General features: G+C 72.4%; 13 protein-coding genes and 1 tRNA gene. 11 read left to right on the top strand and 3 right to left on the bottom strand.

The window, feature by feature from the left end; genetic code table 11:
* Nucleotides 1-52: 52 nt before the first annotated feature.
* Together ACIO9K_RS00340 and ACIO9K_RS00335 are read right to left on the bottom strand one after the other, a co-directional pair.
* Nucleotides 53-1,726, bottom strand: coding sequence for an APC family permease (locus ACIO9K_RS00340; RefSeq protein WP_363616913.1), 1,674 nt, complete (start codon nt 1,724-1,726; stop codon nt 53-55).
* Nucleotides 1,727-2,065: 339 nt separating this feature from the next.
* Nucleotides 2,066-2,150 (bottom strand) — tRNA-Leu (locus tag ACIO9K_RS00335).
* A 384-nt stretch (nt 2,151-2,534) separates the two neighbouring features.
* On the opposite strand from ACIO9K_RS00335, the gene ACIO9K_RS00330 reads away from it, so the two are divergent.
* The gene (locus ACIO9K_RS00330; RefSeq protein ID WP_400326600.1) at nt 2,535-3,062 is read left to right on the top strand and encodes an ATP-binding protein; all 528 of its coding nucleotides are present in this window, start codon (nt 2,535-2,537) and stop codon (nt 3,060-3,062) included.
* A 32-nt stretch (nt 3,063-3,094) separates the two neighbouring features.
* Here the strand turns inward: ACIO9K_RS00330 and idi are convergent, their stop codons facing one another.
* Nucleotides 3,095-3,751 carry an isopentenyl-diphosphate Delta-isomerase gene (gene idi / locus ACIO9K_RS00325; RefSeq protein ID WP_350875539.1) on the bottom strand — a complete coding sequence of 219 codons (657 nt, stop codon included), beginning with the start codon at nt 3,749-3,751 and terminating at the stop codon, nt 3,095-3,097.
* 492 nt (nt 3,752-4,243) lie between these two features.
* On the opposite strand from idi, the gene ACIO9K_RS00320 reads away from it, so the two are divergent.
* The 10 genes from ACIO9K_RS00320 (at nt 4,244) to ACIO9K_RS00275 (ending at nt 14,692) form a co-directional block, all read left to right on the top strand.
* Entirely contained in the window at nt 4,244-4,999 is a 756-nt protein-coding gene (locus ACIO9K_RS00320; protein WP_363616914.1) for a phosphocholine cytidylyltransferase family protein, read from the top strand.
* Nucleotides 4,987-6,048 carry an iron-containing alcohol dehydrogenase family protein gene (locus tag ACIO9K_RS00315; protein WP_063350092.1) on the top strand — a complete coding sequence of 354 codons (1,062 nt, stop codon included), beginning with the start codon at nt 4,987-4,989 and terminating at the stop codon, nt 6,046-6,048. The genes ACIO9K_RS00320 and ACIO9K_RS00315 overlap by 13 nt, the downstream gene beginning before the upstream one ends.
* 91 nt (nt 6,049-6,139) lie before the next feature.
* Nucleotides 6,140-6,877 (top strand): CDP-alcohol phosphatidyltransferase family protein, encoded by a 738-nt coding sequence (locus ACIO9K_RS00310; RefSeq protein ID WP_363617027.1) that lies wholly within the window; start codon nt 6,140-6,142, stop codon nt 6,875-6,877.
* Entirely contained in the window at nt 6,874-7,773 is a 900-nt protein-coding gene (locus ACIO9K_RS00305) for a glycosyltransferase (RefSeq protein ID WP_363616916.1), read from the top strand. The genes ACIO9K_RS00310 and ACIO9K_RS00305 overlap by 4 nt, the downstream gene beginning before the upstream one ends.
* Before the next feature lie 136 nt (nt 7,774-7,909).
* Nucleotides 7,910-8,851 (top strand): ABC transporter permease, encoded by a 942-nt coding sequence (locus ACIO9K_RS00300; RefSeq protein ID WP_363616918.1) that lies wholly within the window; start codon nt 7,910-7,912, stop codon nt 8,849-8,851.
* A complete protein-coding gene (locus ACIO9K_RS00295) occupies nt 8,844-9,653 on the top strand; it encodes an ABC transporter ATP-binding protein (RefSeq protein ID WP_350875547.1) in 810 nt (269 codons plus the stop codon). Before ACIO9K_RS00300 ends, ACIO9K_RS00295 begins: the two co-directional genes overlap by 8 nt.
* A gap of 258 nt (nt 9,654-9,911) precedes the next feature.
* Nucleotides 9,912-10,892 carry a squalene synthase HpnC gene (gene hpnC / locus ACIO9K_RS00290; RefSeq protein WP_400326597.1) on the top strand — a complete coding sequence of 327 codons (981 nt, stop codon included), beginning with the start codon at nt 9,912-9,914 and terminating at the stop codon, nt 10,890-10,892.
* Between the two features lie 41 nt (nt 10,893-10,933).
* Complete coding sequence (gene hpnD / locus ACIO9K_RS00285; RefSeq protein ID WP_350875695.1) at nt 10,934-11,791, top strand: presqualene diphosphate synthase HpnD; 858 nt, start codon at nt 10,934-10,936, stop codon at nt 11,789-11,791.
* A gap of 142 nt (nt 11,792-11,933) precedes the next feature.
* The gene (gene hpnE / locus ACIO9K_RS00280) at nt 11,934-13,370 is read left to right on the top strand and encodes a hydroxysqualene dehydroxylase HpnE (protein ID WP_363616922.1); all 1,437 of its coding nucleotides are present in this window, start codon (nt 11,934-11,936) and stop codon (nt 13,368-13,370) included.
* Nucleotides 13,371-13,603: 233 nt separating this feature from the next.
* Entirely contained in the window at nt 13,604-14,692 is a 1,089-nt protein-coding gene (locus tag ACIO9K_RS00275) for a polyprenyl synthetase family protein (RefSeq protein WP_400326595.1), read from the top strand.
* Nucleotides 14,693-14,698 lie beyond the last annotated feature (6 nt).

Here is a 14,698-nt window from a genome sequence, read left to right as displayed (position 1 = left end):
CGCCGAAGGGCCGGTCGACGACTCGACCGGCCCTTCGGCGTTGCACGCTCCCTCAGGCCCGCGAGGCCTCCCGCGGCTCCCGACCGGAGCCCGCAGGGCCGTCGGCGCCCTCGCCGGCCGCGGCCTCCTCGGCCAGCTCGCGCCGGACGGCGGCCAGGGACGGGTTGGCCCAGGCGCTGGCGACGCCCCAGCGGTAGAAGGCCAGCGCGATGGCCGCGACGACCAGCAGGTCCCAGCCCTCGGGCAGGTAGCCCTGGCCGCCGAAGTCGGTGCTGCCGGCCCAGGAGACACCGGCCATCACGAACAGGTACGCGACCATCCAGGCGCCCGCCTTCAGGTGCGGCTTCAGCTCGGCCCACGGCTTGCGCAGCTCGTACCAGGCCCAGATCGGCAGACCGGCGGCCATCAGCAGGATGACCTTGCCGGTGAGCGGCCAGCGGGCCCAGTACAGGACCAGCGAGCCGAACACCATCGCCACGGGGGCGATGACCGGCATGGCCCGCAGCCGGACCGGCCGGGGCAGGTCCGGCGCGAGGCGGCGCAGTGCCATCACGGCGACCGGGCCGGTGACGTACGAGATCACGGTGGCGACCGAGACGATCTCGGCCAGCGAGCCCCAGCCGCGGAAGACCGCGAGGAACAGGAAGGCGACCACCAGGTTGAGCACCAGGGCCGGGCGCGGGATACCGGTCCTGGCGTCGACCTTGCCGAAGATCTTCGGCAGGTGGCCGTTCTCCTGCACGCCGTGGATCATGCGAGAGGTGGTGGCGGCGTAGATCATGCCGGTGCCGCTGGGGGAGACGAAGGCGTCCGCGTACAGCAGCAGGGCGAGCCAGTTGAGGCCCCAGACCATCGCGAGGTCGGCGAGCGGCGAGGTGTAGGCGAGGCTGCTCCAGCCGTGCGACAGGTCGGCGGCCGGGATGGCACCGAGGAAGGCGATCTGCAGCGCGACGTAGATCACCAGGGCGATCAGGATCGAGCCGATGACGGCCTTGGGCAGCGACTTGCCGGGGTTGCGGGCCTCGCCGGCCAGGTTGAGCGGGGACTGGAAGCCGTTGAAGGCCCAGACGATGCCGGACACCGCGACGGCGGTGAACACGGCGCTCCAGCCGTTCGGCGCGAAGCCGCCGTGGTCGGTGAAGTGGGCGGTGTCGAAGTGGGCGAACAGCAGCGCGCCGGCGGTCAGGGTCGGGACGATGACCTTGAAGACGGTGATCGCCGTGTTGGTCTTGGCGAACATCGTGATGGCGAACCAGTTGAGGACGAAGTAGCCGACCAGCAGCACGCTGGCCAGTGCCACCCCGCTCAGGGTGAGTTCCTTGCCGTTGTACAGCCCCTGCGCCCAGCCGAAGTGCCAGGAGCTCATGTACTGGACGGAGGCGGTGGCCTCGCCGGGGATGACCGAGACGATGGCGATCCAGTTGGCCCAGGCGGCGAGGTAGCCGGCCAGCGAGCCGTGCGAGTACTGGCCGTACCGGACCATGCCGCCAGCCTTGGGGAACATCGACCCGAGCTCGCTGTAGGTGAGCGCGATGGTCAGTGCCACCGCGGCCCCGATCACCCAGGCCAGGATCGACGCGGGGCCGGCCAGCCGGGCGGCGCGCTCGGCGCCGAACAACCACCCGGATCCGATGATGGATCCGAGCCCCACGGCGGTCAGGCTGATGGTGCCGAGCGATCGCCGGTAGTTCTGATGTGATGCCGTCGGAGACTCTGGCTCACTCAACGTATCGGTCCTCTCGCTCGGGGTTTCATCGGGTGGTGTCGTGGTTTTTATGCTGGTTTCCGGACAAACGGAGACAGCCTATGGGGCCAAAAGGGGCGAATACCTCAAGGGAAGCTCAAACTGTCCGATCGTTGCCATCTCGTGTCCGCTTTCCGGGTCACGACAGCCGCAGAAGTCGCCTGGGTCACAGCGGTTGCGGGGGGTCGCGAGCGCCGCGGCGGCCACCCGGTCCGCAGGGAGAATCCGGGAGAACCCGCGAGGACCCGTGGACGGCGGCGGCGCGCCGGGAAAAAGAAATTCCCCGCGGGTTCCTTTCGGATCCCACGGGGAATTCGGTTGTGTCCGAGGGGGGACTTGAACCCCCACGCCCGATAAAGGGCACTAGCACCTCAAGCTAGCGCGTCTGCCATTCCGCCACCCGGACGGGGTGTGTGCTTCGGGGTTTTTCTCGCCCCCTCGGCGACAGAGAGAACATTACCAGGGTTCTGGAGTGCTTCTCACCTGCGTTTCCCCGGGTGGGGGGACGTCCGGGGCGGCAGGGGTGGTCGGGCTGGCTGGGATGGGTCGCCACGGTGCGCGAACCCCGGCCGAAGTGGTGGCGAGCGCGAAGGAAACGGTCGACCCCGGCGGTGGCTGCGGTCCGTTCCGGCCGGAAGCGGTCCGACACGGGCAAGTTGTCGACGGTGCCACGGTCCCGCCGGTGCCTCTCCTAGCCTCTGTGGATCGAGGGCGCCATGAGCGGAACGCCTGATTCCCGGGTCGAGGACACCCCCGGGTCGCGGACGAAGGGCGGCTGGACGTGGAGCAGATCAGCGGGGCGGCGAAGGCCGAGCCGAGACGCGCCGGGCCGGAGCACGCACGCGCCGAGCCGAGGCGCACCGGGCCGGAACGCGCACCCGCCGGACCGGTCGAGGGCGTGTGGCGCTTCCCGGTGCCGGCCGAGGAGGCCTCGGTGCCGCTGACCCGGCACGCGGTCCGTGACCGCCTGCTGGCCCAGGGGATGGCCGGGGTGCGCTACCAGGAGCTGGTGGACGACGTGCTGCTGATCGTCTCGGAGCTGGTGAGCAACGCGGTGACGCACGCGGCGAAGCTGTCGCCGGAGGTGACGACCGAGCTGGCGGTCCGCCGGGGCTGGGTCCGGGTGTCGGTCGAGGACGGTGACCCGTACCGGCCGAAGGCGCTGGAGAGCGACACCGGGCGGACCGGCGGCCGCGGCCTGCTGCTGGTGAAGAGCGTGACGTTGCAGGCCGGCGGGGTGTGCGACGTGGAGCGGACGGGGGAGGGCGGCAAGGTCATCTGGGCCTCGCTGCCCGTCCCCCCGGAGACCGACGACTGAGCGCCGCGGGCCCGCCGACCGGTCCCGCCCGTCTACCAGTCCCGCCCGGCGATCTCCCGGATCCCCGGCAGCGCCGCCTCGAAGACCGTCTCGAACCACACCGAGAACGGCCGCTCGGCGCGCAGTTCCCGCAGTTCCTGCGCGGTCACGAAGGCGTAGTCGTCCACCTCGTCGGGGTTGGGCTCGACGGGCGCGGTCACCAGCCCGACGAACAGGTGGTTCCACTCCCGCTCGATCAGCCCGGAGGCTTCGTCCGGCAGGTCGTAACGGACCGTGCCCGCCTCGCAGAGCAGCGCCGGCGCGATGCCGAGCTCCTCGGCGGTGCGGCGGGCGGCGGCGACGAACGGCGGCTCGTCCGGGTACGGGTGGCCGCAGCAGGTGTTCGACCAGACGCCGGGGGAGTGGTACTTGCCGAGCGCCCGCCGCTGGAGCAGCAGCCGCCCCTGGCGGTCGAAGAGGAAGACCGAGAACGCGCGGTGCAGCCGGCCGGGCTGCTGGTGCGCCCAGAGCTTCTCGGCGGTGCCGGTGGTGACGCCCTCGTCGTCGACCAGTTCCAGCAGGATCTCGGGACCGGCGCCGGCGGTCCCGGTCGAGGCCCCCGGGGCGACCGTCACGTCCGTCTCGACGTCGAGACCGGTGTCGATCTCGGAGTCGAAGTGTGTCGGGTTGGTCGGCAGGCTCTGGGGCATGGGGCCTCTTTCGGGAGGGGGGAGCAACGGAAGCATCGGGGTACGTCCGGTACACCGGGTGCAGCGGACGCAGCGGGGGCACCGGCGCCGGCGTCGGGCTCCAGTCTGCCGTATGGGTGGCGGTGGGTACGGGTCCCACGCACAACCGGGCGGATCATGACCGTCGGCAGGTCGATTCCGGGCAGAGATGGGCCCGATACGTTCCCGGAAGGGTCATCGGAATAGCAGGACTGTTCGGTATCCGTTCCCATCGCGTTCGATCGCCGCCTCGCCCGCGCGTTCGATCACTGCTTCGCCACCCTCCCGTCACCTCGCAGCCCCCGGCCGCGTTCGGGCCGGCCGCCCGGGTCGCCTACCATCGCTTACGGCACGGTGCCCGCACTCGCGGCGGCACCGGCGCGCCGATTCGCGGCCCGGCCGGACGGAAAGCCGGTGCCCCGGCACCCCGCGCGCACCGCCCCGCGCACCGCACGACGGATCAGGAGACCCCGCATGATCGGCCTCGTTCTGGCAGCCGGCGCCGGCCGCCGGCTGCGCCCGTACACCGACACCCTGCCCAAGGCGCTGGTGCCGGTCGACGGGGAGCGGACCGTGCTGGACCTCACCCTCGGCAACTTCGCCGAGGTCGGCATCCGCGAGGCGGCGATCGTCGTCGGCTACCGCAAGGAGGCGGTGTACGACCGCAAGGACGCCCTGGAGAGCAAGTACGGCGTCAAGCTCCACCTGGTCGAGAACGACAAGGCCGAGGAGTGGAACAACGCGTACTCGCTCTGGTGCGCCCGCGAGCTCTTCGCCGAGGGCCTGCTGCTGGCCAACGGCGACACCGTGCACCCGGCGTCCGTGCAGCGCACCATGCTGGAGGGCAACCGGCGCCTCGTCGAGGCCGGCACCGCCCCCGGCATCCTGCTGGCCCTCGACACGGTGAAGAAGCTCGCCGACGAGGAGATGAAGGTCGTCGTCGACCCGGCCGCCGGCATGCGCCGGATCACCAAGCTGATGGACCCGACCGAGGCCACCGGCGAGTACATCGGCGTCACCGTGATCAACCCCGCCGCCGCTGTCGACCTGACCGACGCGCTGCGCGCCACCTACGAGCGCGACCCGCAGCTGTACTACGAGGACGGCTACCAGGAGATGGTCAACCGCGGCCTGCGGATCGACGTGCAGCCGATCGGCGAGGTCTCCTGGGTCGAGGTCGACAACCACGACGACCTGGCGAAGGCGCGGGAGATCGCGTGCCAGTACTGACCCGGCTGGTTCCGTCGCCGCTGTTCGTCGAGGTCCGCCCGGGCGCGCTGGACGCGCTCGGCGGCATCCTCGCCGACCAGCGGCTGTCCGCCTCGGGCCGGATCGCGGTGGCGATCAGCAACGGCTCGGGAGCGGCGATGCGCCGACGCCTGGAGCCGGCCCTGCCCGGTGCCGACTGGTACAACGTGGACGACGGCAGCCTGGACAGCGCGGTGCGCCTGGCCGAGTCGGTGCGCGGCGGGCACTACGACGCGATGGTCGGCCTCGGCGGTGGCAAGATCATCGACGCCGCCAAGTACGCCGCCGCCCGGGTCGGACTGCCGCTGGTCGCGGTCGCCACCAACCTGGCCCACGACGGCATCTGTTCGCCGGTCTCCACGCTCGACAACGACGCCGGCCGCGGCTCCTACGGGGTGCCCAGCCCGATCGGCATCATCGTCGACCTGGATGTGATCCGGCAGGCCCCGCCGCGCTTCGTGGCAGCCGGCATCGGCGACGTGGTCTCCAACATCTCCGCCTGCGCGGACTGGGAGTTGTCGCACGCGGTCACCGGCGAGCCGGTGGACGGACTGGCCGTGGCGATGGCCCGCTCGGCCGGCGAGAACCTGCTGCGGCACCCAGGTAACACTCAGGATCAGGACCTCCTCACGGCCCTCGCGGAAGCCCTGGTACTGTCCGGCATCGCGATGAACATCGCGGGCAGCACCCGGCCTTCCTCGGGCGCCTGCCACGAGATCTCGCATGCCCTGGACGTGCTGTACCCCAAGCGTTCCGCCCAGCACGGCGAACAGGTCGGCCTCGGCGCCGCGTTCGCCAGCTTCCTGCGGGGCGAGCGCGAGCTGACCGGTCTGATCGTGGAGCGCCTGGCGAGCCACGGGCTGCCGGTGACCGCAGCTCAGATCGGCTTCACCGAGGCGGAGTTCACCGACGCGGTGCACTACGCTCCGAACACCCGCCCGGGGCGCTTCACCATCCTTGAGCACCTCGACCTCTCCCCCTCAGCAATCAGGGACGCGTACGCCGACTATGTCCAAGCCGTCAACAGCTGACCCCTCCACCACGGGCGCCGAGCGGCCCCCGGTGGACCTGACCTGCCGGCCCTCGATCGAGGAACTGCGCGCGGTGATCCACCCGGAGGGCATGCTCCAGCGCCGCAGCGCCGAGCACTGGGCCGGGCGCCTGTACATGCGGCGGATCTCGCTGCGGATCACCCGCGTGCTCTCCACCGTGACGGCGATCACGCCGAACGGCCTGACGTACCTGATGATGTTCACCGGCGTCCTGGCCGGCGCCGCGCTGGTCGTGCCGGGCATCGCGGGCGCGGTCCTGGGGGCCCTGCTGATCCAGGTCTACCTGCTGCTGGACTGCGTGGACGGCGAGGTGGCCCGCTGGCGCCGGCAGACCTCGCTCACCGGCGTCTACCTGGACCGGGTCGGCCACTACATGTCCGAGGCGGCCCTGCTCACCGGGCTGGGCCTGCGCGCCACCGACCTGCTGCACCGCGAGGGCGGCGGCTCGCACTGGGAGTGGGCGTTCCTGGGCACGCTGGCCGCGCTCGGCGCGATCCTGATCAAGTCCGAGACGGACCTGGTGGACGTGGCCCGGGCCCGCAGCGGCCTGACGGCGGTCGAGGACAGCGCCTCGGTGCCGCGCTCGTCCTCGGTGGCCAAGGCCCGCCGGGCGGCTTCCTTCCTGAAGTTCCACCGCCTGGTCGGTGCGGTCGAGGCCTCGCTGCTGATCCTCGCGGCCGGGATCGCCGACGCCGTCCACGGCGGGCTGTTCTTCACCCGGATCGCGGTGGTGGCGCTGGCGGCGATCGCCATGCTGCAGACCGTGCTGCACCTGCTGAGCATCGTCCTCTCCAGCAGGCTGCGATGAGCGCCCCGACCAACGCGGAGAGCTTCCGCCTCGGAGCCGTCATCATCACCATGGGCAACCGCCCCGAGGAACTGGCCGCCCTGATCGAATCGGTGCGCGCCCAGGAGGGCGCGGCGGTCGAGCTGGCCGTGGTGGGCCAGGGCGCCCAGCTGCCGCCGCTGCCGGAGGGCGTGCGCAGCGTCGAGCTGCCGGAGAACCTCGGCATCCCGGGCGGGCGCAACGTCGGCATCGAGCTGTTCGGCCGCGACGGCCGGGACGTGGACGCCGTCCTCTTCCTGGACGACGACGGGCACCTGCCGCGCACCGACTCGGCCCGCCTGTTGCGCGAGGCCTTCACCGCCGACCCGGAGCTGGGCATCGTGGCCTTCCGGATCGCGGACCCCGACACCGGCGTGACCCAGCGCCGGCACGTCCCCCGGCTGCGCGCCAGCGACCCGCTGCGCTCGTCCCGGGTGACCACCTTCCTGGGTGGCGCGACCGCCGTGCGCTGCGCGGTGTTCGAGCAGGCCGGGCAGCTGCCCGCGGAGTTCTTCTACGCCCACGAGGAGACCGACCTCGCGTGGCGCGCGGCGGACGCCGGCTGGGCCATCGACTACCGCGCGGACGTGGTGCTGCACCACCCGACGACCTCGCCCGCCCGGCACGCCACCTACTTCCACAACATTGCCCGTAACAGGGTTTGGCTCGCCAGACGGAACCTTCCGGCCCTGTTGGTGCCTCTCTATCTGGGAACCTGGTTCCTGCTGACCCTGGCCCGCCGCCCCTCCTCGGAGGCGCTGAAGGCCTGGTGGGGCGGGTTCCGGGCGGGCTGGCGCGAACCCTGCGGTCCGCGGCGGCCCATGCGATGGCGTACCGTTTGGCGATTGACCAGGCTGGGCCGGCCACCGGTCATCTGATCGAATGATCGATCGCTGCGGCCGGTGACCACACACCGGCCGGACTCTCCCCGTGATCCAGTGGATCCCCATCGGCGCAAGGCCGGCGGACCCCCGTCGACCGGCCGCCCCGACCGATCCCGCGTGAAGGACGAATGTGTCGACAGTGAGTGAACCCGTCAGCCTCTCATCCCCCAGGGGGGTGGACGCGGGCCTGACCCCCAAGCAGCTTGCGGACAAGTACGGCCTGGCCGTGAGCGGCAGGCGGCCCGGCCTGATCTCCTACACCAAGCAGCTCTGGGCCCGGCGCCACTTCATCTGGGCCTTCGCCACCGCCCGCCTGGTGGCCCAGTACACCGACGCCAAGCTCGGCCAGCTGTGGCAGGTCGTGACGCCGCTGCTGAACTGCGCGGTGTTCTACCTGGTCTTCGGTGTGATCCTGAAGAGCAAGGACAACTTCCCGCCGGACACCTACATCGCCTGGCTCTGCATCGGCGTCTTCGTCTTCCAGTTCACCCAGAACGCGGTGCAGTCCGGCACCCGGGCGATCGCCGACAACCTCGGGCTGATCCGCGCGCTGCACTTCCCCCGGGCCTCGCTGCCGATCGCGTTCACCGTGATCCAGCTCCAGCAGCTGCTGATCTCGATGGTGGTGCTGGTCGGCACCGTGCTGGTCAGCGGCATCAAGCCGGGCCGGACCTGGCTGCTGATCATCCCGGCCCTGGTGCTGCAGATGATGTTCAACACGGGCATCGCCCTGGTCATGGCGCGGCTCGGCTCCAAGACCAGTGACATCTCCCAGCTGATCCCCTTCGTGATGCGGGCCTGGATGTTCCTGTCCGGCGTGATGTTCAGCATCCAGGACAAGATCCACGAGTGGCCCAAGTACATCCAGACGCTGATGGCCCTCAACCCGGCCTCGGTCTACATGGACCTGCTGCGGCACGCCTTCGCGCCGATCATCTACAACAAGCACCAGCCCCAGCACCAGGAACTCCCGCTCCACCAGTGGACCTACGGCATCGGGTGGGCGGTCGTGATGTTCGTGATCGGATACGTCTTCTTCTGGAAGGCCGAGGAGGAGTACGGCCGTGGCTGACGTCGAACTGAGCAAGCTGGACACCATCCGGGACGCGGACGTCGCCCGCGAGCCCACCGTCGTCGTCGACGACGTGCACATCGTCTACCGGGTGCACGGCGCCGGCTCCGGCAAGGGCAGCGCCACCTCGGCGCTGAGCCGCATCATCAGCCGCAAGCGCTCCGCGGGCGTGCGCGAGGTGCACGCCGTGCGCGGCGTCAGCTTCACCGCCTACAAGGGCGAGGCGATCGGCCTGATCGGCTCCAACGGCTCCGGCAAGTCGACCATGCTGGCCGCGATCGCGGGCCTGCTGCCGACCGAGAAGGGCGGCATCTACACCAACGGCCAGCCCTCGCTGCTGGGCGTGAACGCGGCGCTGATGAACGAGCTCACCGGTGAGCGCAACGTCATCCTCGGCTGCCTGGCGATGGGCATGGCGCCGGCCGACGTGCGCAGCCGCTACCAGGACATCGTCGAGTTCTCCGGCATCAACGAGAAGGGCGACTTCATCTCGCTGCCGATGCGCACGTACTCCTCCGGCATGGGCGCCCGCCTGCGCTTCGCCATCGCCGCCGCGAAGACCCACGACGTGCTGCTGATCGACGAGGCGCTGGCCACCGGCGACCAGGCGTTCCAGCAGCGCAGCAAGAAGCGGATCGACGAACTGCGCAAGTCCGCCGGTACGGTCTTCCTGGTCAGCCACGACAACAGCTCGATCCGCGAGGTCTGCGAGCGGACGATCTGGATCGAGGCCGGCGAGCTGATCATGGACGGCCCGACCGAAGAGGTCGTCGGCCGCTACGAGCGCGGCGAGCGCCCGTAACCGCAGGCCGTCCAGGGGGCCGGTTCCGGGGTTTCCGGGGCCGGCCCCCTGTTCGTGCGCCCCCGCCGGTACCCCGGGTGGCCCGCCGCCGCGGGGGTGAGCGCCCCCGTGCGCCGGGCGGGGCGCTCTTCTCCGGCGCGCCCCGTGGTGTCAGGCTGTATGCGCGGGGGCGGTGTGCCGGAGGTGGCGCCCCCGCTCGGACGCGTGTCCGAGTCGGGCCGGTGATGCCCAGCGGTGTAGAACGGGGGAGTGACAGCAGTGTCGGCTTCGGCCCAGCCCAGAGATACGTCGGTGAACCGCTCCGCGGGGGAGACCCTGGACAAGGCGGGCGCGGAGAACTTCCCGGTCGCCCCGTTCTTCCTGCCCGCGGCCTGGCGCGACGACCTGATGGCCGTCTACGGCTACGCCCGGCTGGTCGACGACGCCGGCGACGGCGACCTGGCCGATCCGGCCGCCACCGCCGCCCTGCTCGGGGTCGAGGCCACGCCTCCCGCCACCCCTTCGGCCCAGTCCGGCCCGCCGACTCCGCAGGAGGTCGCCTTCCGCCTCGCACTGCTGGACGGACTGGAGCACGATCTCGACCGGGTCTTCGAGGCGGCGCTCCACCCGGGAGCCTCCGAGGGCCCCCGCCACCCGCTGCTGCGCAGCCTCGTGCCGCTGGTCGACCGGCACGGGCTCACCCCGGAGCCGTTCCGCCGCCTGATCGAGGCCAACCGGGTGGACCAGACCACCACCCGCTACGCCGGCTACGACGACCTGATCGGCTACTGCACCCTCTCCGCCGACCCGGTCGGCCGCCTGGTGCTGGCCATCGCCGGCGTCTCCACCCCCGAGCGGATCGAGCTGTCCGACGCGATCTGCAGCGCCCTCCAGGTGGTCGAACACCTTCAGGACGTCGCCGAGGACCTCGCCCACGGGCGGATCTACCTCCCCGCCGAGGACCTCGCCCGGTTCGGCGTCACCGAGGCGGACCTCGCCGCTCCCACCGCCGGCGGCCCGGTGCGCGAGCTGATCGCCTTCGAGGTGCAGCGGGCCCGCACCCTGCTCGACCGCGGCGCGCCATTGGTAGGTACGGTTCGGGGGAGGCTTCGACTGCTCCTGGCGGGATTCACCGCCGGCGGGTACGCGGCCCTGGCGGCCATCGAGGACGCCGGGTACGACGTGCTCGCGCAGCAGGCGAAGCCTGACAAGCGCCGCCTCGCAGCGAAGGCGGCGGCCATCTTCGCGAAGGGAAGGTGAACGCCCGAGTGGCGGCATCACCACTGGCGTCGGCCCAGGTCATGGCGGCGTACCGGTACTGCGAGGCAGTCACCGGACTTCAGGCACGCAACTTCAGCTACGGCATCCGGTTGCTGCCCGAACCCAAGCGGCTGGCCATGTCGGCCCTGTACGCCCTGGCCCGCCGGGTCGACGACATCGGCGACGGGGACCTCCCGTCCGACCGCAAGGCCGAGGCGCTGGTGCGCACCCGGGAATTGGTGGACGAGGTCCGCGCCGGGGCGGTCGCCGAGGACGACACCGACCCGATCAAGGTCGCCCTGGCCGACGCGGCCCGGCGCTTCCCGATCCCGCTCGGCGGCTTCGACGAACTGATCGACGGCGTCGAGATGGACCTCAAGGGCGCCGAGTACCAGACCTACGAGGAACTGAAGGTCTACTGCCGCTGCGTGGCCGGCTCGGTCGGCCGGCTCTCGCTCGGCGTGTACGGCTGCGACGACCCCGAGCGCGGCGCGGGCTACGCGGACACCCTGGGCCTGGCCCTGCAGCTCACCAACATCCTGCGCGACCTGCGCGAGGACGCCCTGAACGGCCGCACCTACCTGCCCGCCGAGGACCTGGCCCGGTTCGGCTGCGAGCAGGGCTTCGCGCTGCCCAGGCCGCCGGTCGGCGCCGACTTCACCGGCCTGGTGGCCTTCGAGGCCGCCCGCGCCCAGGCCGCCTTCGAGGAGGGCCTGCGGCTGCTGCCGATGCTCGACCGCCGCAGCCGGGCCTGCACCGCCGCGATGGCGGGGATCTACCACCGGCTGCTCGGCCGGATCGCCGCCGACCCCGAGTCCGTACTGCGCGGCCGGGTCTCGCTGCCGGGCTGGGAGAAGGCGTACGTCGCGCTTTCCGGGCTCGCCGGGGGGCGTTCTTGATTCTCACCGCAGTTCTGTCACGCTGTGTCAGCGGGGAATCACAAGCGGGCAGGGCAGTGTTGACCACGACCGGGCCGGTCACGAGCGTGCCGGCCGGAGCGACCGCCGCAGGGCGGTCCAGCAATCGCGAGGGGGAGGGCCGATGACCGGGCGAGCCGATGCCGCGCGCCCGGCCGCCGTGGTGGTCGGCGGCGGCCTGGCCGGGATCACCGCCGCGCTGCGGCTGGCCGAGGCCGACCACCGGGTCACGCTGGTCGAGGGGCGGCCCAGGCTCGGCGGGCTGGCGTTCTCCTTCCAGCGCGGCGAGCTGACCGTCGACAACGGCCAGCACGTGTACCTGCGCTGCTGCACCGCCTACCGCGGCCTGCTGGAGCGGCTCGGCGCCGCCCGGCTGGTCCACCTGCAGGACCGGCTGGACGTCCCGGTGCTCTCCGTCTCCGGGCCGGACGCGGCCCCGGTGCGCACCCTCGGGCGGCTGCGCCGGGCCGGCCTGCCCGTCCCGCTGCACCTGGCCGGCAGCCTCGCCCGCTACCCGCACCTCGGGCCGGCCGACCGCGCCCGGGTGGTCCGCGGCGCGCTGGCGCTCCAGGGCCTGGACCTCGCCGACCCGGCACTGGACGAGATCTCCTTCGGCGAGTGGCTGCGCCGCAACGGGCAGAACGCGAACACCCTCGCCGCGCTCTGGGACCTGGTCGGCGTCGCCACCCTGAACGCCCGGGCCGACCAGGTGTCGCTGGCGCTGGCGGCGATGGTCTTCAAGACCGGCCTGCTCTCCGACCCGGGCGCCTCCGACATCGGCACGGCCGCCGTCCCGCTCGGGGTGATCCACCACGACCGGGCGCTCGCCGAGCTGGAACGCGCCGGCGTGAAGGTGCTGCTGCGCGCCCGCGTCGCGGAGCTCAAGCCGGCGGTGCCCCAGCACGCCGTCCATCTGGAAGGCGACGCGGAGCCGCTCGCCGCCGAGACCGTCGTGCTGGCCGGCGCCCAGGACAGCGCGGCCGCCCTGCTGCCCCCGAACGCCCTCCCCGGCCAGGACCGGCTGGCCGACTTCGGCACCGCGCCGATCCTCAACGTGCACGTGGTCTACGACCGCAAGGTGCTGCGGCGGCCGTTCTTCGCCGCCCTCGGCTCCCCGGTGCAGTGGGTCTTCGACCGCACCGCGCACTCCGGCCTGGCCGGCACCGGGCTCGGCCGGGCCCACCCCGGCGCCCAGTACCTGGCGCTCTCGCAGTCCGCCGTCCAGGACGAGATCGACCTGCCGGTCGCCGAGCTGCGCCGCCGGTACCTGCCGGAGCTGGCGCGGCTGCTCCCGGCCGCCGCCGGGGCCGAGGTGCTGGACTTCTTCGTCACCCGTGAGCGCACCGCCACCTTCGACCCGGCGCCCGGCAGCGCGCTGCTGCGCCCGTCGGCCCGCACGGACGTCCCCGGCCTGTTGCTGGCCGGCGCGTGGACGGCCACCGGCTGGCCCGCGACCATGGAGGGGGCCGTGCGCAGCGGCCACGCCGCGGCCGACGCGGCGCTCGCCGCGGCCGGCGGCCGGCTCCCGGTGGACCGGGGCGACGGGAGGTGGCCCCGGTGACGGCGGGCGCCGCCGGGGACCCCGCCAGAGCCGGCGGGCCTCCCGTCGACCGCACCGCCGGGAACGACACCGGCCGCACCGGCCGCACCGGCGGCACTGACAGCGGTGACACCGGCACCAGCCGCACCGACCCGAGCCGCACCGACACCGGCCACATCGACACCAGCCGCACCGACAGCGCAAGCACCCGGCAGCCCCGGGCGGTCCGGCACCACGAGGGAGAGGGAACGCACGTGGAGTCACGCACCGGCATCGCCGTCGGAGGCACGGCGCACGCCGAACCGGTCTCGGTGCCGGAGCTGCTGGCCCGCAGCCGCACGCTCTGCACCCCGCCGCTACGGTCCGCCGTCGCCCGTTTGGCCGCACCGATGGACACCGTCGCCGCGTACCACTTCGGCTGGATCGACCGGGACGGCACCCCGTCCAAGGGCGACGGCGGCAAGGCCGTGCGCCCCGCCCTGGCCCTGCTCTCCGCCCGGGCCACCGGCGCCGCCGCCGAGGTCGGCGTGCCGGGTGGGGTCGCGGTTGAACTGGTGCACAACTTCTCCCTGCTCCATGATGATCTGATGGACGGTGACGAGACCCGGCGGCACCGGGCCACCGCCTGGACGGTCTTCGGTCCGGCTCAGGCGATCCTGGTCGGCGACGCCCTGGCGACGCTCGGCACGGAGGTGCTGCTCGACGCCGCGGTGCCCGGCGGTACGAGCCCCACCGACGCCGCGCGGGCCGTCCGGCTGCTCACCACGGCGACCCGCCGACTGATCGACGGCCAGGCCATGGACGTCGCCTTCGAACAGCGCGACAGCGTCACCGTCGCCGAGTGCCTGGAGATGGAGGGCGGCAAGACCGCGGCGCTGCTGGCGGCCGCCTCGGCGATCGGCGCCGTCCTGGCCGGGGCCGACGACAAGGTCTCCGAACCGCTCGAGCGCTACGGCCACCACCTGGGCCTGGCCTTCCAGGCGGTGGACGACCTGCTCGGCATCTGGGGCGCCACCGAGGTCACCGGCAAGCCGCACTGGGGCGATCTGCGCCAGCGCAAGAAGTCCCTGCCGGTCGCCGCCGCGTTGGCCGAGGGCGGCGCGGCCTCGCGCCGGCTCGCCGAGCAGCTGGCCGACCCGAAGGGCCGCGGCGAGGAGGGCGAGCCCGAGCTCGCCGCCCGGGCCGCGCTGATCGAGGAGGCCGGCGGCCGCGCCTGGACCCAGGAGGAAGCCCGCCGCCAGCACACGACTGCCCTCGCCGCCCTGGACGAGGTGCCCATGTCCGACGAGGTGCGCGAGCACTTCGTCGCACTCGCCGAATTCGTGGTGGTACGAGAGAGGTGACGTTAC

Origin of the sequence: Kitasatospora sp. NPDC087271, from assembly GCF_044744605.1 — a bacterium.
GTDB lineage: Bacteria > Actinomycetota > Actinomycetes > Streptomycetales > Streptomycetaceae > Kitasatospora.
This window is presented reverse-complemented; position numbering and strand designations above follow the sequence as displayed.